Annotated in this window: 22 protein-coding genes; 8 read left to right on the top strand and 14 right to left on the bottom strand. The window is 59.6% G+C overall.

Translation table 11 applies throughout. The features are described from left to right. Positions 1 to 331: 331 nt before the first annotated feature. The 10 genes from AC2GXZ_RS19505 to AC2GXZ_RS19460 form a co-directional block, all read right to left on the bottom strand. Positions 332 to 1780 (bottom strand): aldehyde dehydrogenase family protein, encoded by a 1449-nt coding sequence (locus AC2GXZ_RS19505; RefSeq protein WP_483760845.1) that lies wholly within the window; start codon positions 1778 to 1780, stop codon positions 332 to 334. A gap of 131 nt (positions 1781 to 1911) precedes the next feature. Then, positions 1912 to 3207 (bottom strand): NAD(P)/FAD-dependent oxidoreductase, encoded by a 1296-nt coding sequence (locus tag AC2GXZ_RS19500; RefSeq protein ID WP_483760844.1) that lies wholly within the window; start codon positions 3205 to 3207, stop codon positions 1912 to 1914. An 81-nt stretch (positions 3208 to 3288) separates the two neighbouring features. Continuing rightward, positions 3289 to 4401, bottom strand: coding sequence for an ABC transporter ATP-binding protein (locus AC2GXZ_RS19495; protein WP_483760843.1), 1113 nt, complete (start codon positions 4399 to 4401; stop codon positions 3289 to 3291). 137 nt (positions 4402 to 4538) lie between these two features. After that, a complete protein-coding gene (locus AC2GXZ_RS19490; protein ID WP_483760842.1) occupies positions 4539 to 5723 on the bottom strand; it encodes an ABC transporter substrate-binding protein in 1185 nt (394 codons plus the stop codon). A 47-nt stretch (positions 5724 to 5770) separates the two neighbouring features. Beyond that, positions 5771 to 6559 (bottom strand): ABC transporter permease, encoded by a 789-nt coding sequence (locus AC2GXZ_RS19485; protein WP_483760841.1) that lies wholly within the window; start codon positions 6557 to 6559, stop codon positions 5771 to 5773. Between the two features lie 13 nt (positions 6560 to 6572). Continuing rightward, entirely contained in the window at positions 6573 to 7427 is an 855-nt protein-coding gene (locus tag AC2GXZ_RS19480) for an ABC transporter permease (protein ID WP_483760840.1), read from the bottom strand. Between the two features lie 23 nt (positions 7428 to 7450). Continuing rightward, positions 7451 to 7654, bottom strand: a complete 204-nt coding sequence (locus AC2GXZ_RS19475; protein WP_483760839.1) for a hypothetical protein — start codon at positions 7652 to 7654, stop codon at positions 7451 to 7453. An 81-nt stretch (positions 7655 to 7735) separates the two neighbouring features. Further along, positions 7736 to 8341: a helix-turn-helix domain-containing protein gene (locus tag AC2GXZ_RS19470; protein WP_483760838.1), complete on the bottom strand. Its 606-nt coding sequence runs from the start codon at positions 8339 to 8341 to the stop codon at positions 7736 to 7738. Then, on the bottom strand, positions 8316 to 8573 hold the full coding sequence (locus tag AC2GXZ_RS19465) for a hypothetical protein (RefSeq protein WP_483760837.1): 258 nt from the start codon (positions 8571 to 8573) through the stop codon (positions 8316 to 8318). Before AC2GXZ_RS19465 ends, AC2GXZ_RS19470 begins: the two co-directional genes overlap by 26 nt. A 403-nt stretch (positions 8574 to 8976) precedes the next feature. Beyond that, positions 8977 to 10014, bottom strand: a complete 1038-nt coding sequence (locus AC2GXZ_RS19460; RefSeq protein WP_483760836.1) for a dipeptidase — start codon at positions 10012 to 10014, stop codon at positions 8977 to 8979. A 209-nt stretch (positions 10015 to 10223) separates the two neighbouring features. Between AC2GXZ_RS19460 and AC2GXZ_RS19455 the strand changes: the two genes are divergently transcribed. The 7 genes from AC2GXZ_RS19455 (at position 10224) to AC2GXZ_RS19425 (ending at position 17820) form a co-directional block, all read left to right on the top strand. Continuing rightward, the gene (locus AC2GXZ_RS19455; protein ID WP_483760835.1) at positions 10224 to 11822 is read left to right on the top strand and encodes an ABC transporter substrate-binding protein; all 1599 of its coding nucleotides are present in this window, start codon (positions 10224 to 10226) and stop codon (positions 11820 to 11822) included. Next, positions 11819 to 12832 (top strand): ABC transporter permease, encoded by a 1014-nt coding sequence (locus tag AC2GXZ_RS19450; RefSeq protein WP_483760834.1) that lies wholly within the window; start codon positions 11819 to 11821, stop codon positions 12830 to 12832. Before AC2GXZ_RS19455 ends, AC2GXZ_RS19450 begins: the two co-directional genes overlap by 4 nt. Further along, positions 12829 to 13731 (top strand): ABC transporter permease, encoded by a 903-nt coding sequence (locus AC2GXZ_RS19445; RefSeq protein ID WP_483760873.1) that lies wholly within the window; start codon positions 12829 to 12831, stop codon positions 13729 to 13731. The genes AC2GXZ_RS19450 and AC2GXZ_RS19445 overlap by 4 nt, the downstream gene beginning before the upstream one ends. 1 nt (position 13732) lies before the next feature. Further along, positions 13733 to 14560 carry an ABC transporter ATP-binding protein gene (locus AC2GXZ_RS19440; RefSeq protein WP_483760833.1) on the top strand — a complete coding sequence of 276 codons (828 nt, stop codon included), beginning with the start codon at positions 13733 to 13735 and terminating at the stop codon, positions 14558 to 14560. Then, entirely contained in the window at positions 14557 to 15300 is a 744-nt protein-coding gene (locus tag AC2GXZ_RS19435; RefSeq protein ID WP_483760832.1) for an ABC transporter ATP-binding protein, read from the top strand. The genes AC2GXZ_RS19440 and AC2GXZ_RS19435 overlap by 4 nt, the downstream gene beginning before the upstream one ends. Before the next feature lie 57 nt (positions 15301 to 15357). Then, positions 15358 to 16866, top strand: coding sequence for a serine hydrolase domain-containing protein (locus AC2GXZ_RS19430; protein WP_483760831.1), 1509 nt, complete (start codon positions 15358 to 15360; stop codon positions 16864 to 16866). 69 nt (positions 16867 to 16935) lie between these two features. Further along, complete coding sequence (locus tag AC2GXZ_RS19425) at positions 16936 to 17820, top strand: LysR substrate-binding domain-containing protein (RefSeq protein WP_483760830.1); 885 nt, start codon at positions 16936 to 16938, stop codon at positions 17818 to 17820. 55 nt (positions 17821 to 17875) lie between these two features. On the opposite strand, the gene AC2GXZ_RS19420 is transcribed toward AC2GXZ_RS19425, so the two are convergent. Beyond that, a complete protein-coding gene (locus tag AC2GXZ_RS19420; protein ID WP_483760829.1) occupies positions 17876 to 18742 on the bottom strand; it encodes a D-amino-acid transaminase in 867 nt (288 codons plus the stop codon). Positions 18743 to 18772: 30 nt separating this feature from the next. Next, complete coding sequence (locus tag AC2GXZ_RS19415; protein ID WP_483760828.1) at positions 18773 to 19822, bottom strand: DmpA family aminopeptidase; 1050 nt, start codon at positions 19820 to 19822, stop codon at positions 18773 to 18775. A 437-nt stretch (positions 19823 to 20259) separates the two neighbouring features. On the opposite strand from AC2GXZ_RS19415, the gene dinB reads away from it, so the two are divergent. Beyond that, entirely contained in the window at positions 20260 to 21366 is a 1107-nt protein-coding gene (gene dinB, locus AC2GXZ_RS19410; protein WP_483760827.1) for a DNA polymerase IV, read from the top strand. A gap of 314 nt (positions 21367 to 21680) precedes the next feature. Here dinB and AC2GXZ_RS19405 read toward each other — a convergent pair whose 3' ends face one another. Both AC2GXZ_RS19405 and AC2GXZ_RS19400 read right to left on the bottom strand, forming a co-directional pair. After that, on the bottom strand, positions 21681 to 22448 hold the full coding sequence (locus AC2GXZ_RS19405; protein ID WP_483760826.1) for a sulfite exporter TauE/SafE family protein: 768 nt from the start codon (positions 22446 to 22448) through the stop codon (positions 21681 to 21683). A 5-nt stretch (positions 22449 to 22453) separates the two neighbouring features. Further along, complete coding sequence (locus tag AC2GXZ_RS19400; protein ID WP_483760825.1) at positions 22454 to 23332, bottom strand: MBL fold metallo-hydrolase; 879 nt, start codon at positions 23330 to 23332, stop codon at positions 22454 to 22456. Between the last annotated feature and the right edge of the window lie 218 nt (positions 23333 to 23550).

Here is a 23550-nt window from a genome sequence, read left to right as displayed (position 1 = left end):
CCCAATCAGATATAACCAACTCTGTCGTGGTTTGCTACAGAACGAAAGAAACCGTCGCTAGCAGCGCCGCCGCCCTCGTTCAGTGAGCGGGTTATAGGCGGAACCCCTTTTCTAAGTCAACAGGGGCCGGTGGAAAAATATCAAAAACATATCAATCAATTGAATTAGCTTAGCTATTTGTATTTGATTGCATTTTTCCAGTTGAAACACCACCCAAGGTGGCGTCAACGACAGATACTCCATAATCGAGATTTCTGCCGTTGACACAGAGAATGGGCCGAAGCCAGAGGAGCATAGAACCCGCGTTTTCAGCGCCGGCTGGCACTCCACATCAACCCGATATCAGTTTGACTTCGAGAAAGTCTTCAAGCCCCCACTTGCCGCCTTCACGGCCGTTGCCGGATTGCTTGTAGCCGCCGAAAGGCGTGCCGGGTGCACGCGACGTGCCGTTGATCTGGATCATGCCGGCGCGAATGCGGCGTGCGACACGCTGCGCACGCTCCGGACTGCCTGTCTGCACATATCCGGCCAGGCCGTAATCCGTGCCATTGGCAATGGCGATCGCATCGTCTTCCGTCTCGAACGGGATCATCACCATAACGGGACCGAACACTTCTTCCCGCGCGATCGTCATGTCGTTGTCGACATCGGCAAAAATGGTCGGGCGGACGAAATAACCGCGATTGAAACCTTCCGGGCGCCCAGGACCGCCGATCACCAGCCGCGCGCCTTCGTCGATGCCCTTTTCGATCAGGCCCTGTACCTTGTCGAATTGAAGCTCGGACACGAGCGGGCCGATATGGGCGCCCTCCATCGAGGGGTCACCAACGACAACCGCTTCCGCCGCCGTCTTGGCAAGCGCCACGGCCTGTTCATAGACATTCTGCTCCACCAGCATGCGGGTCGGCGCATTGCAGGACTGCCCGGTATTTTCGAAACAATGGTTCACGCCCCGCTCGATGGCGGCGGCGAGGTCGCTATCGGCAAAAACGATGTTCGGCGACTTGCCGCCGAGTTCCAGCGAGACGCGCTTGACGGTGGCAGCCGATGCTTTCGACACTGCCGTTCCTGCCCGGGTCGAACCGGTGAAGGACATCATGTCGATATCGCGATGGCTGGAAAGAGCCTCGCCGACGACGATCCCTTCGCCGTTGACGAGATTGAACACGCCAGCCGGCACGCCAGCCGCATCGACGAACTCGGCAAACAGCATGGCAGACATCGGCGCGATTTCGGACGGCTTCAGCACCACGGTGCATCCCACCGCGATCGCCGGGATCACTTTCAGCGAGATCTGGTTCATAGGCCAGTTCCACGGCGTGATCAGGCCGACGACACCGATCGGTTCATGTACTATCTTCTGTTCCGGCCGGTCGGCCAATGGCGTGCTTTCAAGCTTGTAGTCCTTGAAGGCGGCGATGAAGGCCTTCAGGTGCGAGAGGCCGACGAAAGCCTGCGATTCCCGCGCCAGCGTGATCGGGGCGCCCATTTCCAGCATGATCGCCTGCGCCATCTCGTCCATGCGCGCTTCGTAGATGGAGGCGATCTTTTCCAGATAGCCGATCCGCTCTTCCTTGCTGGTCTGGCTCCAGCCGTCGAAAGCCTTTCGCGCGGCCGCAACGGCCGCATCGATGTCGGCGGCAGAGCCTGCCGAGATCACCGCATAGGCCTCCTCGTTTGCCGGGTTGATGACCTCGAGCGGCTTGCCATCGAGAGGCGCACGCCACGTGCCGTTAATGTAGAAATCCGTCTTCTGCAGAAGTGTCGATGCCTGGCTCACGCTTTTCTCCCTCTTTCGCGCATTCGGCAATCTCGCCGGTTATCGACAGCATGCCCTGAAGCGGGGCGACCGTCGACAGTCTTCCAATGGACATATGCTTCAAATGCCATTCCGACAGCTTCAAAGGCGTTTTAGCGCCCGTTCATCCGGTCGCGGATCTTATTCCACCCCATCGTCAATTCCGCCCCGACCCGCCAGAAGCGCTGCCACGGCATCGGCTCAAGCCGGCTGCGGATCGGCAGGTCGATCTCGGCCTTGCCATCTGAGGCGATGCGTTCGGCGACCATGCGTCCGGAAATCGTCGCCATCGCGATGCCGCGGCCATTATAGCCAAGCATCAGATGTGCGCCAGGCTCCGGTTCCGTCAGATGCGGATAATGGTCGTGGGTGATCGCCACCTGGCCATGCCAATGCCAGGGCCAGGCGACGTCGCCGAGCTGCGGCCAGAGCTTTTTGGCATAGTCAACCAGATGACGATAATCCTGCGGTCCGCGGGCGTCACGCTGGGCACCGCGCCCTCCCATGACCAATCGTCCCTCATCATCGATCCGATAATAGACAACATCCCAGGCCGACTCATAAAGCGCGGCACCGGACGGCATGATCGTATCCCTGATCGCCTGCGGCAGCGGGTCGGTGGCGGTGATATAGGTGAAGATCGGGGCCAGCGTCTGTTTCAGACCGGGCCATAGCGAACCGGTGTATCCGTTGGTCGCAATCACCACATGCGGCGCCGTCACGCTGCCGCCATTGGTTTCAATCCGCCAGTCGCGCTCGTCACGCCGAACGGAGGCGGCAGCGCTACGGGTATAAATCTCGGCGCCTGCGGCCCGTGCCGCCTGCGCCAACCCGCGAGCATAACCAAGCGGATTGATATGGCCGCCACGCGCATCAAAGGCGCCACCGGGATAGATCCTGGTGCCGGTCATCCGGCGCATATCCTCAGCCGTGGAAAATTGCATCGGCATGCCACGTGCCTGGTTTTGCCGGACCAGATCCTGGATCAGTGCGAGCCCGGTATCATTGATCGCGGCACGGATCGTACCGGTGCGCGCAGGGGCGCAATCGATGCCGTATTTCTCGATGCAGGCGAAGACCTCGTCTGGCGCTGCGTAGGATGCCCTGACCATCCGCCCGCCGAGATCGGAACCCCAATCCCGCTCGATTTCATCCGGCATCCATTTGAGGCCGGGATTGACCTGCCCGCCATTGCGGCCGGAGCAACCATGACCGATCTCTTCGGACTCGATCAGGATCGGCTTCAGCCCGGCTTCGGCGAGGTGAAGCGCCGTCGACAGGCCGGTATACCCTCCGCCGACGATAACCGCGTCTGCGGTATGCGTGCCGGAAAGGGAGGTAAAGGTGTCGATCGGTCTTGCCGTGTCGAGATAGAGATTGTTCATGGGAAAACGATGCGACGTGTTCATTTCTGGCGCCTGTGACCGGACATTCCGATGTCCGCTTCTCTTTGACTAAGACCGTGACCGGCTCCCATCGAGAGCCGAGACTTATGGAACGAGGCGCAGATCCGCCGGCATCCAGTGCATTTGCACCTCGGCACCGGCGTGATGCGCAGGCAGATCGGCGCGATGCGGTTCCATCACCACCAATGCCTCACCGGCCGCCTCGATCGTGTAGCGGATGCTTTCGCCCATGAAGATCGCCGAGGTGACGGTACCGCTGGCCGTTGCCGCCGGAGGTTCCGGCGACGGCTGCGAGCCGGCGGTCGAAAGCCAGATCTTTTCAGGCCGCAAGATGGCCCGGGTCGCGCTCGGGACACTGCCCCGGGCCGAATAGGCCTGGCCCAGCATCGAGACATCGTAGGCGTCCTGCCCCCTGCTAGAAATCACCCCGATCGACAGAAAATTCGCCTCGCCGATAAAGGAGGCGACGAAACTGTTGGCCGGCTCGTCGTAAAGGGCGGCCGGTGGACCGATCTGTTCCACCCGGCCGCCATTGAGCAAGGCCACCCGGTCCGACATGACCAGTGCCTCGCGCTGGTCATGGGTCACATAGATGAAGGTAATGCCGAGCCTGTCATGCAGGCTCTTGATCTCGAGCTGCATCGCCTCGCGCAGTTTCTTGTCGAGCGCGCTCAAGGGCTCGTCCATCAAAAGCACCGGTGGATCGAAGATCACCGCACGGGCGATGGCTACGCGTTGCTGCTGTCCGCCGGAAAGCTGCTGGGGGTAACGTTCACCGAAGGAGCCCAGCTGCACCAGATCGAGAGCCTTTTTCACCCGCTCGGCGATCTCTGCCCCGGGACGGCGTTGCTGGCGCAAGGCGAAGCCGACATTCTGCGCCACCGTCATATGCGGGAAAAGCGCATAGTTCTGGAACACCATGCCGACGCCGCGCCGTTCAGGCGCCCAGTGGGTCACATCCCGCCCATCGAGCTGGATGTTTCCTTCACTGACGGATTCGAAGCCGGCCAGCATCATCAGCAATGTCGATTTGCCGGAGCCGGACGGGCCGAGAAGGCTGATGAATTCGCCGGCCTTAACATCGAGATCGAGACGATCGATCGCGACCATGATGCCGTATTTCTTGCTGATCCCGTTGAACCGGATCGCCGCACCGGCGCGGCGGGCGCTGCCCTTGGAAAGAGAACTGTCGACCATCTCACTATCGCCCTGTCATTCAGGCGCCCTGTCATTCAGGAGGCGGCGCCAAAGGCGCCACCACGGTTTCCGAAAGCGGCTGCGGCTTCAAGAGCGCGGGGCTTCCCCGAAGCTCATCAACCTGCCGCACGCCGGGATCAGCCGAGGATGAACTTGTTCCAGCGCGCCGTGACCTCGTCATAGTTCTTAGCCCACCAGAGATCGTCATAGACGATGAGCTGGGAGACATATTCGCTGTAGGTCGGCAGCATCTTCAGCCGCTCCGGCGGAAGCAGCGCTTCGGCACCCTTGTTGATGAAGCCGTAGGTGATCAGTGACGAGAGACGGGCCTGCGGCGCGGCCATGCTCATGAACGCGGAAAGCTTCAGCGCATTGGTCTTGTTCGGCACGCCCTTCGGGATCGCCCAGCAATCGTTGCGCAGGAGCTGGTCCTTCCAGATGATCTCCAACGGTGCACCGGCGAGCTTTGCCGCTTCGATACGACCATTCCAGGCCGTGGCCATTACCACTTCGTCGTCAGACAGCATCTGGGCCGGCATGGCACCGGCATCCCACCATTTTACCACGTCGGGTTTCAGCTTGCCGAGGCTCTCGTAGGCCTTGTCGAGATCGACCGGATAAACGCTGGACGGTGCGACACCCGCCGCCATAGCGGCCACTTCGAGATCAGGGCTGAGGCCCGTGCCAGATTGCATGGAACGCGGGCCGGGGAATTTCTTCTGGTCCCAGAGATCAGCGATACCGGTCGGCGCCGTGTCGAAGGCATCCTTGCGATAGGCGATTACCTGCGCATAGGGCAGCATCAGGAAATAATGCTTTTTCAGGTAGGACTCGGAGATATTTGCCGTGTCGAACAGCGAATAGTCCATCTCCTCGAAATAGTCGCCCTTGGCCTGCAGGTTGAGGACGGTGGCGCCTTCCAGCTCGCAGAGATCATATTCGTGGTTGCCGGTATCGACCATGGCGCGGATCTTGGCCGGATCCGGGCCTTCGCTTTCGATCACCTTGATGCCCGTCAGCTTCGTGAACGGTTCGAGATAGGCCTTGCGCTGGGCATCCTGAAGCGCGCCGCCGTAAGAGCAGTAACGCACCTCGCCCGATCCCTTCAATGCGTCGGGGACGGAGGTGATCTCGGGCAGTTTCACATCCTGCGCCATCGCCGGCGATGCGAACATCGAGGTCATCTGCGTCGCGGCTGCGGCCGTCAGCCCCAGGCCTGCGGCGCGAACAAGGAAGCGGCGACGCGTCAGGTCGGCGGCATGGGGTGACTGGCGCGCCATCAGCGCGATGGTCTTGCGAATCTCGTCTCTGGGATCTGACATGCTGGCCTCTCTGTTGTTGCGAAAACACTCTTGATTTGCGGTATGGCTCACCCACGACTGCGAGCGTTTTCAGCCCGTCGTCGCAATATTTCGGCAGCGATCATCAGAACCGCCGTCAACACGATTAGCAGGCTTGAAGCGGCAGCGATCGTCGGCTCGATCTGGTAGCGGATCTGGTCCCATATCCGGCGCGGCATGGTCACGGCACCCGATCCCGACAGGAACAGTGAGACCAGCAATTCGTCGAACGAGGTTGCGAAGGCAAAGATGCCGCCCGAAAACACCCCGTTGCGGATCATCGGCAGGGTGACCTGCCGGAAGGCTGCAAACGGCCCCGCCCCGAGATTACGCGCAGCCTGCTCCAGCCGCGGATCGACGCCGCTCAGTGAATTCGAAACGGCGATCACGACGAAGGGGACCGCAAGGCAGCTATGGCCGATGATCAGAGCGATGGGATTGCCGACCATCCGGTAGGCGGCATAGGCATAATAAAGCCCGATCGCCACAATGATGCCCGGCACAATCACCGGCGACAGCACAATTCCGGCAAGAACCCTGCGCCCGATAAACCGGCCGCGCACCAGCGCGATCGCAGCCGGTATGCCGAGCGCCAGGGACAGGATTGTTACGCAGATGCCGATATAGACGCTGGTCAGCGCTGCCTGCGTCCAGGCCGTCGAGCCGAAGAACTGCTGATACCATTGCACGCTCAGGCCGCTCGGCGGGAAGCGCAGGAACTTGTCGGCGGAAAAGGACAGGATGAAGACGATGAACATCGGGGTGATCAGAAAGATCAGCACAAGCCCGGTGAAAAGCCAGAGGAGAAATTTGCCCACGCGCTCCATGTCGTCAGCGCCTCATGACGGAGTTCAGGGGGACGAAACGCGCGAATGCGGCGCAGACGACAAGCACGGTCACAAGCAGGACGGTTGCCATTGCAGCGGCGATGTTCCAGTTGAAATTGCGCACCTGCATGTCGATCAGCTGGGCGACCATCATGTCGCTCGGACCGCCGACCAGCGCCGGCGTGATGTAGAACCCGACGGATAGCGTGAAGACCAGTACGGTCCCGGCCGCTACGGCGGGCATCGACATCGGCAGCGTCACCTGCAGAAAGGCTGCGAATGGTCCAGCCCCAAGCCCGCGCGCAGCATTGACCAGACGCCAATCGAAGGCCCGCAGCGCCGCATAAAGCGGCAGGATGACGAAGGGCAGAAGCACATGGACCATGGCGATATAGACCGCAACACGGGTATTCAGCAGCGATAGAGGACGCTCGATCAGACCGATACCGATCAGGGCATCATTGATCACGCCACGTCGCCCCAGCAAAACCATCCAGGCGTAGGTGCGAACCAGGATCGATGTCCAGAACGGCATGAGCACCAGCAGCATCAAAAGGTTTGCAGTCGACAGCTGTGTCCGTGCGATCGCATAGGCGACGGGATAGCCGATCAGAACACACAGAACCGTCGTCAGGAACGCAATGGTCAAGGTTATCCGCATGACCGAAATGAAGCTCGCGTCGGTTAGAACCGTGGCATAGGCATCGAGTGAGAAACCCTCGCTACCTTCAAGGCCGCGCGAAAGCATCGAGACGACGGGACCTACATAAAAAATCAGCAGGAACAGAAGCAAGGGCAGGACCAGAAGGCCCGTCCGGTCCCGTCGCCGCCGCGAACCGGGAACACCCTGGCTGGGCAACGACATCATATCCTGCGCTTGGCTCAATCCGATTCCAATCGTCGCTTGGAAGACCAGTCTGCCGGATGGCCCGGCCTTGCCGGACCTCGTCCCGTTGCTACAGGATGCCGTAGCGTCACATCACTGTCACCAGAAAAATGACGGTTTTTTTCTCTTTTTTTATATTTGCTGAAAATATCGACGAAATATTTCATTCTTAGGCAAACCATGCCTAAATCTTGTTCCATCCGGATTTCGGCGCTGACAACCAGTCTTGCGGCCCCGAAACAGCCCCCTTCTCAGCCGAGCCGGCGATTGGGTCGCCCAAGTCAGTAGTGGGCCGGACTTGCCACCCAGATCATGTGCGCTTCTTCATCGCCCTCGCATTCGAAGCGGATCATGCAGCGCGCGTCGAATGCGAAAGAGTCACCCGTATTCAGGTGGTAGGTCTTTTGGTCGATTTCCAACAGAACCCGGCCTGCCAGCACGAGACCGCATTTCGCGCCTGTCGTATGATTATAGGGCGTATCGCCGGTCGATCCGCCCGGCTTCAGCACCATCCGGCACATCTGGATCGCCGTACACACATCCGGCGTCATCAGTTCCTTGATCGTCCGCTTGTCGCCGAGGTCGAGCACGCGGCGGCGGTTATGGCGCACGACGATCGGATCCTCCTCCTCGTCGTCAATTGGATGAAACAGCCAGCTTACCGGCATCTCGAGCGCGTCACAGATGGCCGTCATGGAATTGATCGACGGCATTGTCAGGCCGCGTTCGATCTGGCTCAGCTGGCCGATGGAAATATCCGCCCGTTGCGCCACGTCCTGCAGCGACATTGAGCGCACCTTGCGTCTTTGGCGAATGCGCGTGCCTATGCCGCTCGCAGCGTCTGAGGCGCGATTGCGGTTATCATTTTTGGCTTTCGTGCTCGGCATGTGCCGTCTCCAGATTTTTCAAACGTATATACCAGTCCACCCATTCGATGAAATGAAATTTCTTTGCATAATTTTCCGTAAAATCAAATTTATCTGCGATTTTTTTCTCTTCGCCGACGTGGGAGGACGCAAGCGTGCCGGAAACCGGGTGCTCGGCAAAATAGCCTGAGACGGGCTGGCAAGATCGACCTTTGCATGAGCTCAAGCCTGAGAAAATGCGGGAGGCGTGCACGGGAACGAATTCGCCTCACCGAAGCCGAGCCGCAACGCGATCTCTGCCCCCGGCTGGCCCGGTCGTTCGCAGTAGTCCCGCAACAACTGCCATCACGCTTCGTTTCGAATATTGCGGCAGGAGACACACTGCATTGCGCGATTAGGGCCAAGATCGCGCATAGAATATGCCGAGCAGACATGTCGCATAGGCCTATGCCCATGCCTCGACCGCTAGGCAACTCAACCCTCAAGCGCGCGCAGCGTTTCGGTCGATCTCTTCACGTTCGTTCCGACGCCCGGCCGACTTTCCATAAGGGCCAGCAGGAAGTCGGTGGAAAACCCAACGTGGTTGGATCGCAAGTTGAACACCGGCCGAACGTAGGTATCTACGGCCCTACTGCCTGCAACGCCTAGGCAGGACTTCAGACAGTCCAGCTGCGTTCCAGAACGGATATCCAGTTCTGATGGCCGATCTTGGCCAGATCGGCATCGCTGAAGCCATATTGGCGCAAAGCGTCGACCAGACGCGGCAAGCCGCTCGCGTCCTTCATCTCGGCAGGGATGGTGGTGCCGTCGAAATCGGAACCGAGCGCGACATGTTCGATACCGATCCGCTCGGCGATATAGGCCACGTGGCGAACCAGGAGATCGAGGCTGGTATTGGCATCCTTGATACCGTCGTCACGCAGGAACAGCACGCCGAAATTGATGCCGACCAGACCGCCCGTATCGCGGATTGCATCGAGCTGGCGATCAGTCAGGTTGCGGCTGTGATTGCAAAGCGCATGCACGTTCGAATGCGAGGCGACCAGAGGCGCCTTCGAAAGCTTGGCGATCTCCCAGAAACCCGCCTCGTTCATATGCGAAAGATCGACCATGATCTTCAGCTCGTTGCAGGCGCGGATGAGATCCTTGCCTTCCTCGCTCAGGCCCGGGCCGATATCCGGCGTCGACGGGTAGCGGAAGGGCACGCCGTAAGCGAAGATATTCGGCCGGCTCCAGACCGGGCCGAGGGTGCGAAGGCCAGCCTGATAAAGCACATGCAGCGCATCGAGATCGGCAGCGACGGCCTCGGCCCCCTCAATGTGGAAGACGGCGGCAAAACTGCCGGTTTCGATTGAATGGCGGATATCGGCTGCCGTGCGGCACACGGTCACTGCGCCTTCGGAACGTGCCTCGATATCGAACAGAAGCCGCGCCATTGCGAGCGTCTCGTTCAGTGCCTCCGGCTGGGCGGGCGTCGGAAAATCACCGTTTGCATCCTTCGTCATGCTCGGGGACGGCACGTAGATGGCGCACACCCCCCCGGCCAGACCGCCTGCCCTTGCACGTGGCAGATCGATGTGCCCGTTCTCTTCGCCCTCCAGAAAACGCTTGACCGGATCGGTGCCTCCACCTCGCCTCAAGCGAAGCAGCACGTCGTTATGGCCGTCGAAAATCGGGAGCAAATTGTTCAGCATTTTCTGAAATGTCCTGCCGTAAACCTAGCGTTTCGATTATCCGTAAGTTCGTCGCGTGGCCGCCGCAAATGCAAACGGCGCATAACCTTTGCGAAAAACGGAATTGGTCGCCCCAAATGGCGACTGATAAGAGGCCTGCATCTTTTTGCGGCAAAATCTTGCCGAGCCTGCGGTCTCCCGAAGGTCCGGTCGTTCAAGGGAATATAGTGATGGTATCCAGACGCAACTTTCTGATCGGCGGCGCAGCTTTGCCCTTCCTGTCCTATCTCGATCTCGCCGAAACGGCATTCGCCGCAACGCCGAAGGACATTCTGGTCGTTGCCCAGCAGCTCGACAACATGACCAGCCTTGACCCGCATGAGGGTTTTGAGGCCGTCGGTGGCGAAATGATCAGCAACATGTACGAGAAGCTGGTCCGCGCCAACAGCGACAATCCGAACGAAGTGACCCCGGTCATCGCCGCCTCCTGGGAAGCCGATGCCGAATCCAAGGTCTTCATCTTCAAGCTCGGCAATTCCACCTTCGCCTCCGGCGCTGCTGTCACCGCCGAGGACGTCGCGTTCTCGCTTCAGCGCGCCATCAAGATGAACAAGAGCCCGGCCTTCATCATCAACCAGTTCGGCTTCACCGCCGAAAACGTCGAGGCCCGTATCGTTGCCAAGGACGAAAAGACCGTCACGCTGACGACCGAACAGCCGACCGCCATCTCCTTCCTGCTGTTCTGCCTTTCGGCCAATATCGGCGCCATCGTCGAAAAGAAGACGGTTCTCGCAAACGAGGTGAATGGCGACCTTGGTAATGCCTGGCTGCAGAAGAACAGCGCCGGTTCCGGTTCATTCAAGCTGCAGGCGTGGAAGGCTTCCGAAAGCATCACCCTGATGCTCAACGAGCACGGCCCCTACAAGGGCAACCTGAAGCGCGTCATCATCCGTCACGTCGTTGATCCGTCGTCGCAGATGCTGATGCTGCAGAAGGGCGATGTTGATATCGCCCGAGACCTGACCTCTGAACAGCTGAAAGCGCTGCAGTCCGACGAAAATGTCGTTCTGGTGCGCAAGCAGATCGCTTCGCTAATGTTGATCTCGCTCAACCAGAACAATGCCAACCTTGCCAAGCCGCAGGTCTGGGAAGCGGTCAAGTGGGCGCTCGACTACGAAGGCATGCAGAAGAACATCGTGCCGTTGACTCATGCCGTTCACCAGAGCATGGAGCCGGCCGGCTTCCCAGGCACGGTCACCGATACACCGTTCAAGAAGGATATTGCCAAGGCCAAGTCGCTGATGGCGGAAGCTGGTCTTGCCGATGGTTTCGACATCACCATGGACCACTATTCGGCCCAGCCATACCCGGATCTCGCCCAGGCGATCCAGGCCAATCTCGGCGAGATCGGCATCCGCGTGAAGCTGCAGTCGGCCGAAAACCGCCAGGTCCTCACCAAGATGCGCGCCCGCGGCCACGAAATGGCGCTGTCGGCATGGGGCACTGATTATTTCGACCCGAACTCCAACGCCGAAGTGTTCTGCATCAACAAGGACAATTCGGACGACGCCAAGAAGAAGCCCTTCGCATGGCGCTCCAGCTTCAAGAACGATGAACTGGCCGCCAAGGCAGAAGCTGCCCGCGACGAAAAGGATCCGGCAAAGCGTCTGGAACTCTACGAAGCCCTGCAGCGTGAATTCATGCACAACAGCCCGTTCGCTGTCATGTTCCAGAACACCAAGACCGCGGCCTGCCGCAAGAACACCACCGGCTTCCAGCTCGGCGTTCTGTCCGAGGGCAACTCTTACCTCGGGACCAGCAAGGCGTGAATCGTCGTTTCAAAAGCATCGCAGGCACACTGAGCAGCGTCCTCCTGACGCTGTTCGGTCTGACTGTCCTGACATTTCTCATCGGCCGGGTCATGCCGGTCGATCCGGTCATTGCCGCCGTCGGTGACAATGCACCGGAGGATGTCATCCTTCGCGCCCGCGCGGAAATGGGCCTCGACCAGCCCATTCCGGTGCAGTTCCTGCATTATCTCTACCAGCTGATCCACGGCGATTTCGGCATGTCGGTTCTGACCAAGAACCCGGTCTCGCAGGACATTGTTCGGTTTTTCCCGGCGACATTCGAACTGGCGACCGCAGCGCTCATCCTTGCCGCGCTTGTCGGCATTCCGCTTGGTGTCTGGGCCGCTGTCCGCAAGGGCTCGTTCACCGACCAGGCGATCCGTGTCGTCTGCCTTGCCGGCCATTCGGTGCCGGTGTTCATGCTGTCGTTGATCTCGCTGCTGATCTTCTATTCGGCACTCGACATCGCGCCCGGTCCCGGTCGCCAGGACATCATCTTTGACGGCATGATCGATCCGGTCACCGGCATCCTGACAATCGACACGCTGATCGCCGGCGATTTCGACGCCTTTTGGGATGCGTTGGCGCATATGGCGCAGCCGGTCATCATCCTTGCCTATTTCTCGATGGCCTACATCGCCCGCATGACCCGCGCCTTCATGATCGATGCGCTGAAGGGTGAATATGTCATCACCGCCCGCGCCAAAGGCCTGTCGCTGACGACCGTCATCTGGGGCCATGCGTTCCCGACGGTCGCCGTGCAGCTGGTCACCGTTCTGGCGCTGACCTATGCCGGCCTTCTCGAAGGCGCCGTCGTCACAGAGACCGTGTTCTCTTGGCCGGGCATCGGCCAATATCTCACCGTATCGCTGATGAATGCCGATATGAACCCGGTCATCGGCACCACGCTCCTGATCGGCCTGATCTATGTCGGGCTCAACCTGATTGCGGACATTCTCTACCGCGTCCTCGATCCACGGGTAAAATAATGATCGCCACCTTCCGAAACTGGGCGCTGGACGAAAGTCCGTCCTCGCGCCGACAGGCCGCCTGGGGCAACCGCTACCGCATCTGGCTGAACCTGCGCGGAAATGCGCTCGGCATGGTCGGCCTGACCATAATCCTGCTGTTCGTTCTCATGGCGATATTTGCGCCGTGGCTCGCCACACACGATCCCGCAACGCAGGAACTCGGCAACCGCCTGGCGGCGCCAAGCGCGCTGCACTGGTTCGGCACTGACGAGCTTGGCCGCGATATCTATTCGCGCCTGATGTATGGCGGCCGCGTCACGCTCGGAATGGTGATCGCCGTCGTTGTGCTGGTGGCTCCGATCGGCCTTGCGGTCGGCTGTATCGCCGGTTATTTCGGCGGGATCGTCGATACCCTGCTGATGCGCGTCACCGATATCTTCCTGGCCTTCCCGCGCCTCGTTCTCGCCCTTGCCTTCGTCGCAGCCCTGCAGCCGGGAGTCGAAAGCGCCATTCTCGCCATAGCGCTCACCGCCTGGCCGCCCTATGCGCGTATGGCCCGCGCCGAAACCATGACTGTGCGCGGCAGCGACTTCATCGCCGCCTATCGCCTGACCGGCGGCTCCGCGTGGCGCATCATCTTCCGCCACATCGCCCCGCTTTGCGTGCCAAGCCTGATCGTGCGCGTGACGCTCGACATGAGCTCGATCATCATCACAGCAGCGAGCCTCGGCTTCCTCGGCATGGGCGCCCAGCCGCCTTCGCCGGAATGGGGTGCGATGATCGCGACGGCCAAGCGTTTTATCTTCGAACAATGGTGGGTTGCGGCCGTTCCCGGCCTGGCGATCTTCCTCGTATCTTTGGCCTTCAACTTCCTTGGCGACGCCTTGCGCGACGTTCTCGATCCGAAGGGAGCCTGACATGCTGGTCGAGATCAACAACCTCCATATCGGCTTTGAGAGCCGCACCGGCTTTGCGCCGGCGGTCAAGGGCGTGTCGCTGTCGCTCGGCACCGAAAAACTCGGCATCGTCGGCGAAAGCGGTTCGGGCAAGAGCCTCACCGCCCGCGCGCTGATGAAGCTCCTGCCAAAACAGACGCGCATCGAGGCCGACAAGCTCTCCTTCGACGGCATCGATATCCTGTCGGCCTCCGAAAAACAGATGCGTACGATCCGCGGCAAGCGGGCCGGTTTCATCTTGCAGGACCCGAAATATTCACTCAACCCGGTGAAGACGATCGGCAGTCAGGTGGCAGAATCCTGGCGCACCCACAAGGGCGGCAGCAAGCGTCAAGCGCTGGAAGCCGCGATCAACCTTCTCGAAACGGTCAGGATCCGCGATCCGCGCAAAGTGGCCGCCTCCTATCCGCACGAGGTTTCGGGCGGTATGGGCCAGCGCGTCATGATCGCCATGATGCTTGCGCCCGATCCGGAACTGCTGATCGCCGATGAACCGACCAGCGCACTCGATGCTACGGTTCAGGCCGAAATCCTGCGGTTGATTGAGGAACTGGTGTCGGAACGCGGCATGGGCCTGCTGCTGATCAGCCACGACCTGCCGCTCGTCTCGCATTTTTGCGACCGCGTCGCCGTGATGTATTCCGGGCGGGTGATGGAAGAGATCAAGGCATCGGAACTTCTCTCTGCGCAGCATCCCTATACGCGCGGCCTTTTGAACTGCATGCCCTCGCTGATTCATCCGAAGGAGCGCCTGCCCGTATTGACCCGTGATCCGGAGTGGCTGACATGACGATCGAGATCGACAACCTGCGCATCTCTTTCGGCGACCGCGAAGTCGTCAAGGGCGTGTCGTTTAACGTGGCACAAGGCGGCAGTTTCGGCATCGTCGGTGAAAGCGGTTCCGGCAAGTCGACCGTGCTGCGCGCCATGGCTGGCCTCAACACCGACTGGAGCGGCCGCATATCGTTTTCCGGCGAAAGCGCGCCGCTGAAACGCCCGCCGGGCTTTTTCCGCAAGGTGCAGATGGTGTTCCAGGACCCCTATGGTTCGCTGCATCCGCGCCAGACCATCGACCGTATCCTCAGCGAACTACCGCTGGTCCATGGGATGGACGATATCGATGGCCGCATCGCGCGGGCGCTTTCAGATGTGGCGCTGCCGATGAGCGCGCGTTTCCGTTATCCGCACCAGCTCTCCGGCGGCCAGCGCCAGCGCGTGGCGATCGCCCGTGCCCTGATCGCTGATCCGCAGGTTCTGCTTCTCGACGAGCCCACCAGCGCGCTCGATGTTTCGGTGCAGGCGGAAATCCTCAACCTTCTGGCCGACCTCCGTATCGAGAGAAATCTTACCTATGTGATGGTCAGCCACAATCTCAGTGTTATCGCGCATCTGTGCACCGATGTCGGCGTGATGATCGACGGCCATATGGTCGAACAACTGACGACCGAGGATCTGAGGCTCGGCAACGTCAAACACGCTCATACCCGCGAATTGCGGAGCCTGAGCGTGGAACTCGAAGAGCCGGCCTGAACCAACACGGTTCTGGCGGACCCAGGCCGGTTTTCGAGATTTCATTTGGAGTAACACATGTCCTCTGCAGTCGATTGGGCCGCGGCGTCCGCCGCTGTCCGGAAATTCACCGATGGGTGGGCTGCCGATCAGCCCGGTGGCGCGGTTATCGGGTTTGACGCCAAGGGCATACGGTTTGCAGAAACCGGCGGCGTTGAAAGTCTCGCGACCATGGCGCCGTTCTCCACGCAGACGGTTGTGCGTTACGCCTCCGTCACCAAACATGCGTTCTGTGCCATGGTGCTCGCGCATCCGGACATGATTTCCCTCGACGACACGCTTGGCCAGCATCTTCCGGAGCTGCAGGAACCTCTTTCCAGCGTTACCGTGGGCCGGGCGCTGGACATGAGCGGCGGCTTGCCGGACACACGTGAATGCTTGTCGCTGCTGGGACTGTCGGTCTATACGGAAACCAAGGCCGGGCCGCTGTTCGATTTCCTCAGCCGTCAGACACGCCTCAATTACGAGGCAGGAACCGAAGTCTCCTATTCCAATACCGGTTACCGACTGGTCGAGGAAGCGCTGCAGCGAAAAGGCGTGTTTTTCCGCGAATTCATTCGGACGCTCGGGGGCCAGGTGGGCGCCACATTCGATGCGCCCGACGGCTGGAACGATAAGGTCGCCGGTCTCGCACCAGGTTACTGGCATGACGGCAAGGACTGGCAGCTGTCCGCCGCCGGCCTGCATATTTCCGCATCCGGCAGTCTGACGGGCAGTGCCCAGAGCCTGGCCAGCTGGCTGCGCATTCTCCTGCGTGGCGAAAAGGCCTTTGCCGGACTGCTCACTCGTCTTTCCGCTCCCCGCGCGCTCGTCGATGGCCGTAAAAGCGGTTACGGGCTTGGGCTGCGCCGCACCGTTCTCGGTGGTCGCCAGTTTACCGGCCATGGCGGTTCGCATCCCGGCTACAAGACCTATTTCCTGCTTGATCCGGCCAGTAAAAGCGGTTTCGTCGTTGTGTCCAACCGAGAAGACACCAACGGCAACAAGATCGCTCAGGAGGCCGTGGCTGCCCTGATCGGCCTGCCACTACCTGTCCCCTCTTCCGCTTTGACCGATGGTCTTTATGTCACCGAAACCGGTCCGTGGTGGATCGAGGTGAAGGGATCGACCGTCACCTGGCTCGACGCAGACGACACGGTCTATGAAGATGACGACAGTTTCGTTTCCTCGTTCTCGGCATCATCGCCGATGCGACTGAAAATGGATGGCTCCGCAATCGTCGGCGAGATCGGCCATCCCGAACGGCGCCTGCTGCCAGCCGTTGACGATGGTGTGCCGACCTCGCTTGCCGGCCGCTGGTTTTCCGACGAAGGCGCCTTTTTGGAGATCGATGGCGATGTCGTCGTCATGGGTGTCGGCCCCGTCCGCCACCGCATGCCATTGCGGTCACTCGGCGGTGGACGTTTTCTCTTTACCCTGAAGGATGGCCCGTGGACAAAGCGTGTCTGCCTGCATGTTCTGGCTGACGACCGGCTTGAACTGGTGCTGTCCCGCGCAAGAATGATCGAATATAGCCGCGCCGGCTGATTGCATTTTTCCACCATTGGGACCAATGGAAAGTCGGCTGATGCAGCCGGTTGCGAATTGGAGCTCGTGGTGGAAGTCAAATGGCTTGAAGATTTTCTGGCGCTGGCAGGAACGCTGAATTTTTCCAAGGCTGCGGAAGAGCGCCACGTTACGCAATCCGCATTCAGCCGCAGGATACGTCAGCTGGAGGGGTGGGTCGGCACCAGCTTGATCGATCGCGCCACCTATCCGTCGCGGCTGACCGAGGCTGGCCATCGGTTCGTGCCGATCGCCGAGCAGACACTGCAAGGCCTTTACCATGCTCGCCGTAACCTTCAACATGAGGAAGGAACGGACGCCCATACCGTTACGCTGACGGCCTTGCATACGCTGTCCTTCACGTTCTTCCCGAACTGGCTGAACGACCTCAGTCAAAAAATCGGTCCGATCGTTTCCCATATGCGACCGGATTCCGGCAGCATGGAAGAAAATCTCGACTCTCTCGTCGATGGCGATTCCGATTTGCTTCTGACCTACCAGAACCTGCATGTGCCGATGCTGCTCGCCCCCCAATTCGAACATCACCGGTTGGGCGCAGAGACCATCGTGCCGGTCAGCGCACCAAATGATGACGGCACTCCACTACATCGCATCGCGGCGGGTTTTGCCCATGTCGGTTATCAAAAGACGTCATTCTTCGGTCAATTGGTGGCAGGTGCGATGGCCACGCGGCTGCCATCCGAAAACCGCGTCCATGTCGGCAGCATGTCGGTCGGCCTCAAGGGCATGGTGATGTCGGGTTGGGGGCTTGCCTGGATCCCCGAGAGCCTTGTCACGGCTGAACTGGCCGATGGCCGCCTGGTGCGCGCCGCCGAACCTGAATGGGATATCGAGGTCGAAATCCGGCTCTATCGCTCCAGGGAAAACCGGCGGCCCATCGTCAAACGTATCTGGGATGTATTATCCGCCGACTGATGCCACAGCACTCCAGAACGAGAACGGCGCTGGAGTGCTGCGGGAATCTTGATCATCAGACCGCCGTACGACGGGCATTGTCCATGTAAAGCGCCCGCAGACGTTTGAAGATCGGGCCAGGAGTGCCGTCGCCGACCGGCTTGCCGTCGATCGCAGTGATCGGCACGATGAAGTTCGAGGCGCTGGTCAGGCAGGCTTCGCGTGCAGCCATGGCCTCTTCGGGAGTGAATAGCCGCTCCTCGATGGTCAGCCCCTGTTCGCGCGCCAGATCGAGCACGGCGAGACGGGTGCATCCCGGCAGAATGGCACTGCCGTTGCCGCGTGTGACGATCTTGTCGTCATGGGTAATGATATAGGCAGTCGACGACGCCCCTTCGGTGATAAAACCGTCTTCGACCATCCACGCTTCGTCGCAACCGTCGGCCTTGGCGATACGCTTGGCGAGAACCTGTGGCAGCAGGCAGACAGACTTGATGTCCCGGCGTTCCCACCGCTGGTCCGGCACGATCTTGACCTTCAGACCCTTGTCGACGGCGGCCACATGCTCAAGCGTCTTCGCTTGCGTGAACAAAAGAAGTGTCGGTTCGAGATTGTCTGAATAGAGAAAATTGCGATCCTCGGCACCGCGCGTGTATTGCAGGTAAACAACACCTTCAGCCAGGTTGTTTTCCTCAACCAACTGCTTTTCAATGGCGACGATCTCATCCGTGGTGATCGGCAACGTACCGCCGATTTCGCCCACGCTGCGCGCGAGACGAGCCATGTGCAATGGGCTGTCGATCAGCTTTCCATCGAGAACGGCAGTGACTTCATAGATGCCGTCACCGAACAGGAAACCGCGATCGAAGATCGAGATATGCGCTTCGTTTTCAGGCAGGAAGGCACCGTTGAGATAAACGGTACGGGACATCGCGGCGGGCATAAGAACTCCGTGGAGATTTTGTGGAATTGATCAGCGGCGCTTGAGAGCGTCGAGGGAAATGGCGTGAATGGTCGATGGCTTGTCCGTACCCGCATTGTAGCCATGGGAGGCAGTCGCCATCGTCATCGAGTTGAGGATAGCCTCCTCGCTCGCTTCGATGACGGCTTCAAAAAATGGCGAGACGACATCGTTGGAGAGAACCGGATAGTTGGCGATCGCCTTGCGGCGTTCCGGCGTGCGGCGTACGTCTTCAGCCGTGGAGAATGCGAGCGCATAGTCGCCCGAACCATTGCTCAATGCCGCGCCAGTGCGCGCAAGGCCGCCGAAACAGCGTTCGCCAAGACGTTTCAGGTTGCGTGAGCAGAGCGGTGCATCCGTGGCAACGACCATGACGATCGAGCCGTCCTTGTCGCACTCGGCATCTGCCTGATAAGGCTGTCCGGCCACCATCAACTTGCCACCATAATTCGACTGGACTAGCACGCCGACCGTGTAGGAGATGCCAGCAACGGAGACGATGCGAGAACTCGTGCCGATTCCGCCCTTAAGCCCGAATGCGACCGTGCCTGTTCCGGCGCCAACCGCGCCTTCCTCAACCGGCCCAGCCGTTGCAGAGTCGAGTGCCTGCGCCATTTCGTCGACTGTCGGGCGGGCAGCGCGAATATCGTTCAACCGGGAATCATTGGTCTCGCCAACAACCGCGTTCAACGAAACGACGCGCTCGTTACCAGCCTGACTCAACGTATAGCCGTTGATCGCCTCAATGGCACGGCCGACACCGAGCGTATTGGTCAGAAGGATCGGCGTCTCTATCTCGCCAAGTTCGATAATCTGGGTCGAGCCCGCAAACTTGCCGAAACCGTTGAATACGGCCAGTGCAGCCGGAACTTTATCCTGAAAAAGATTGCCGGCATGCGGGAGAATGGCGGTTGCGCCGGTGCGGGTCCGATGCCCTTCAATACAGGTTACATGGCCGATAGCGACACCCGCGACATCCGTGATGGCGTTCAACGCACCCGGCTCATAATGACCGATCGAGATGCCGCAGCTTCGCAGGCGCGCGCGATTTTCGCTGTTCATCGAATGGTTTCCAGCTTTATTACATGCCGCAAGACTACTTCAGTTGGATACCGGCGGGCACAACAAAAACGGAATAGTTTCAGACCGGGATTGCAAGATCGAGTGCATGAACGCACGAGTCCCCGCGAAATCGCGGCTGATAGCGCGGCGGGCCGTTGGACCAACCGTTACTCAACTTGAGCCCCGGCGTCTGACCACGACCCGGTGAGGCGTTGATTGGGTTGTCGTGGGGACTTTATGGTTTGTCGATTGCCCCTCCGTTTCGACGAACCGATAGAAAAACAAGATCTGCCATAGCTGCCAATTACCGAAAATGCGCTTGCTCGGCACAAGGACATTCGATTGTTGCGATTCACCGCGAGATTAAGTATGTTCTCTTTTCGTTCATGATGTTTTATCGCCGGCTGTTATGAAGCGGCCCGACTGCCGAGAGCCAAATGAGTGATCCACCCGGCGATATCCCTCCGGTCCGAAAGATCATCCATGTTGACATGGATGCCTTTTACGCTTCCGTCGAACAGCGGGATAATCCGGAGTTGCGCGGCAAGCCATTGGCGGTCGGCGGGGCCGCAGCCCGCGGCGTGGTCGCAGCCGCGAGCTACGAAGCTCGCAAATTCGGGGTACATTCCGCAATGCCGTCGGTGACTGCGGCGCGTAAATGCCCGGAGCTGATTTTTGTAAAGCCTCGGTTCGAGGTCTATCGCGAGGTCTCGCAGCAAATCCGGGACATTTTTGCCGAGTACACGCCGCTGATCGAACCGCTGTCGCTCGACGAAGCCTATCTTGACGTCACCGAAAACCTCAAGGACATGCCGGTCGCGACCGAGATTGCCATGGCGATACGCACCAAAATCAAGCAGGCCACGGGTCTCAATGCCTCGGCCGGTATCTCCTACAACAAATTCCTCGCCAAGATGGCCTCGGATCTCAACAAACCAAATGGCCAGGCGGTGATTACACCGAAGAACGGGCCGGCTTTCGTCGAGCAACTGGCCGTGAAGAAGTTCCACGGTGTCGGCCCGGCCACTGCCGAAAAAATGCATCGACTGGGGATCGACACCGGCGCCGACCTGAAGGCGAGATCGCTCCAATTTCTGGTCGAACATTTCGGTAAATCCGGCCCCTATTTTTACGGTATCGCCCGCGGCATCGACGAGCGGCGGGTCCGACCTGATCGTGTGCGCAAATCCGTCGGTGCGGAAGATACCTTCGTCCGCGACATTGATGATCTCGATCTGGCAACCGGTGAACTGAAGCCACTCGCCGAGAAGGTGTGGGGTCATTGCCAGGCGAAGGGCATCAGCGGCAAGACAGTCACCGTGAAGATAAAGTATTCCGATTTCACCCAGGCAACGCGCAGTCGAACGAACTCACTGCCCTTTTCAAACTGCAATGATGTCCTCGAGGCCGCGTCCGGTCTTTTGGCGACGGTGTTTCCGTTCAGGCAGTCCGTACGCCTTCTCGGCGTCACATTATCGTCGCTGACAAGCGAACGAGGACATAGCGTCGATGAGGAACAGCCGCAGCTGGATTTTAAGATCTAGGGAGAATCGAAAAAGCCTGCCGCGGGAGGAGGTGCGGCAGGCTTTTCGAAATTAACTGAACAGCGACTGGGAGGAGGAGTGCCGCCGTTCCTTCAGGCTTCCCTTGGGAGGAGGAGTGGGTCGCCTGAAACACGAAGCTCTGCGGGAGGAGGTGCATCGCTTCGTTGGAATGATTTATACAGCATTCCTGACTACGCGTTAGGTGCCTTGCCGCAGTCCAGCCATGCGCAAAACGCATAGGCGAAAAAATGGACGCCTAATTTTAAGCCGACAACTCCGGCGCGGTCGACTGCCTTCCGAGATTTGGTCGCAAACTAAAAATGACGAGCTAAAATTGCGCATGCGGCGCAGATAACCGCGATACCAAATAGAGCTCTCAGAATTCCCTGCCTTGCCGACAGCTGGGCACAGAGCATCATTCCACCAATACTGCCCATGATTCCGCCAAGAATGAATTCGGCGGCAATCTGCCAGTCCACCAGACCTGATGCAGCATAGTTCATGGCCGTTGCCAGCCCAAAGGTCCCGACCGCAAGCAGTGACGAACCGACTGCATTGACGACTGGCATGCCAACCGAGAACATCAGGCCTGGCACGACCAGAAATCCGCCGCCTATGCCAAAGACACCGGAGCACAGGCCGGCCAAGACAGCAACCATGACCGCCTTGGCATAAACGCTGCCGTCGAGCTCGGCGGCATCGGCCGCCTGTCTCACACGCAAAGGACGAAACATCAGCACACTGACGATCAGCATCAGGACAGCGAAGCCCGATAAGAGCATTTCACCATCAATGATCTTGCCCAGGGTCGACCCGAGAAAAGCTCCAAGCGCGCCGGCAAGGGCGAAGATCGCGGCGCAACGCCACCAGACGTGCCCCTTGAGCGCATGACTGATCAGGCCGAGATAGGCGTTGATGGAGACTGCCAAAGCACCGGTGCCGACAGCCGTATGCACATCCCGCACGCCCACCACGTAAAGAAGCAGCGGAGTTGCCAGGATAGATCCGCCACCGCCGATCAGCCCCAGCGAAAAGCCGACCAGACCGCCGGACGCAAATGCCGCTATAGCCTGATCGATCATATAGATCAGCCCCATACCGCGCCGGGTAGCGCGTCGATCGGCATCTTCAGATAACGCCGGCCGGCGGCGTCAGCGACGGGCAACTCACCGCCGCAGATGTTCACCTGTAGAGCATGGAGAATGAGTTTCGGCATTGGCAGGGTGCGATCCCTTGCCTCACGCAACGCCACGAATTCAGCCTGCGACATGGCATGAACATGCGGATTAGCAGTTTTTTGCAGAGCGACGCTGCTTTCCCAGCGCGCCTCGCGCCCGCCGGGGCAATAGTCGTGTCCGGTAAAAAGTCGCGTGTCATCAGGTAGTTCCAGAATGGCTTCGATGGAGTTCCATAAAGCCGAAGCGCTGCCGCCGGGGAAATCGGCACGCGCCGAACCGCTATCCGGCATGAACAGGGTATCATGAATGAAGGCGGCATTGCCGATGATGTAGGTGACTGAAGCGAGCGTGTGCCCCGGCGAATGCAATACACGGGCATTCAGTCCGCCGATACGGAAGGTCTCGCCGTCTGTAAAAAGCCGATCCCATTGCGAGCCATCGCAGGGAAAATCGGGCCAGGCATAGATCTCTTTCCAGATCTCCTGAACGCCCTTCACCCTTTCACCGATCGCAGTCGGAGCACCGGTCTTCCGCTTCAGATGGGACGCAGCTGAAAAATGGTCGGCATGCGGATGGGTATCGAGGATCCACTCCACCTGCAGATTTTCTTCCGCCACATAGGCAAGGATAGCATCTGCATTGGTCGTCGCGACTGATCCGGATTTCTCGTCGAAATCCAGGACCGGATCGATGATCGCGCATGCCTTTGTCGCCGGGTCCGAAACCACGTATTGAATGCTGCCGCTACGGCGATCATGGAAACCGCGGACATGCGGGATCGAAGTCATGCTCAATCCTTTATCATTTTAACAGATGCAGCAGGCGGCGATATCGGGCCACTTGCCTCCATCACCTCAAGCGTGCGGCCGGCACGTCGCGGGAGAAAACGATGACGACGAGCCAGGTATTGGATCGCAGGAGTTCAGCGCCGCTTCTAGCGCGTGAATACGAAGTCCGTACCAGGCATTCCGTCTGATCGACCGGGATAATGTGGATGCACAGACAT

It is taken from the genome of Aliirhizobium sp. YIM B11859, assembly GCF_057163345.1.
This window is presented reverse-complemented; position numbering and strand designations above follow the sequence as displayed.

Excerpts from the sequence above, each read along its gene's own strand:
- AC2GXZ_RS19500 (WP_483760844.1), bottom strand. The coding sequence starts at position 3,207 with ATGAACACGTCGCATCGTTTTCCCATGAACAATCTCTATCTCGACACG.
- AC2GXZ_RS19495 (WP_483760843.1), bottom strand. The coding sequence starts at position 4,401 with ATGGTCGACAGTTCTCTTTCCAAGGGCAGCGCCCGCCGCGCCGGTGCG.
- AC2GXZ_RS19490 (WP_483760842.1), bottom strand. The coding sequence starts at position 5,723 with ATGTCAGATCCCAGAGACGAGATTCGCAAGACCATCGCGCTGATGGCG.
- AC2GXZ_RS19475 (WP_483760839.1), bottom strand. The coding sequence starts at position 7,654 with ATGGAACAAGATTTAGGCATGGTTTGCCTAAGAATGAAATATTTCGTC.
- AC2GXZ_RS19470 (WP_483760838.1), bottom strand. The coding sequence starts at position 8,341 with ATGCCGAGCACGAAAGCCAAAAATGATAACCGCAATCGCGCCTCAGAC.
- AC2GXZ_RS19460 (WP_483760836.1), bottom strand. The coding sequence starts at position 10,014 with ATGCTGAACAATTTGCTCCCGATTTTCGACGGCCATAACGACGTGCTG.
- AC2GXZ_RS19455 (WP_483760835.1), top strand. The coding sequence starts at position 10,224 with ATGGTATCCAGACGCAACTTTCTGATCGGCGGCGCAGCTTTGCCCTTC.
- AC2GXZ_RS19440 (WP_483760833.1), top strand. The coding sequence starts at position 13,733 with ATGCTGGTCGAGATCAACAACCTCCATATCGGCTTTGAGAGCCGCACC.
- AC2GXZ_RS19435 (WP_483760832.1), top strand. The coding sequence starts at position 14,557 with ATGACGATCGAGATCGACAACCTGCGCATCTCTTTCGGCGACCGCGAA.
- AC2GXZ_RS19430 (WP_483760831.1), top strand. The coding sequence starts at position 15,358 with ATGTCCTCTGCAGTCGATTGGGCCGCGGCGTCCGCCGCTGTCCGGAAA.
- AC2GXZ_RS19420 (WP_483760829.1), bottom strand. The coding sequence starts at position 18,742 with ATGCCCGCCGCGATGTCCCGTACCGTTTATCTCAACGGTGCCTTCCTG.
- AC2GXZ_RS19415 (WP_483760828.1), bottom strand. The coding sequence starts at position 19,822 with ATGAACAGCGAAAATCGCGCGCGCCTGCGAAGCTGCGGCATCTCGATC.
- dinB (WP_483760827.1), top strand. The coding sequence starts at position 20,260 with ATGAGTGATCCACCCGGCGATATCCCTCCGGTCCGAAAGATCATCCAT.
- AC2GXZ_RS19405 (WP_483760826.1), bottom strand. The coding sequence starts at position 22,448 with ATGATCGATCAGGCTATAGCGGCATTTGCGTCCGGCGGTCTGGTCGGC.
- AC2GXZ_RS19400 (WP_483760825.1), bottom strand. The coding sequence starts at position 23,332 with ATGACTTCGATCCCGCATGTCCGCGGTTTCCATGATCGCCGTAGCGGC.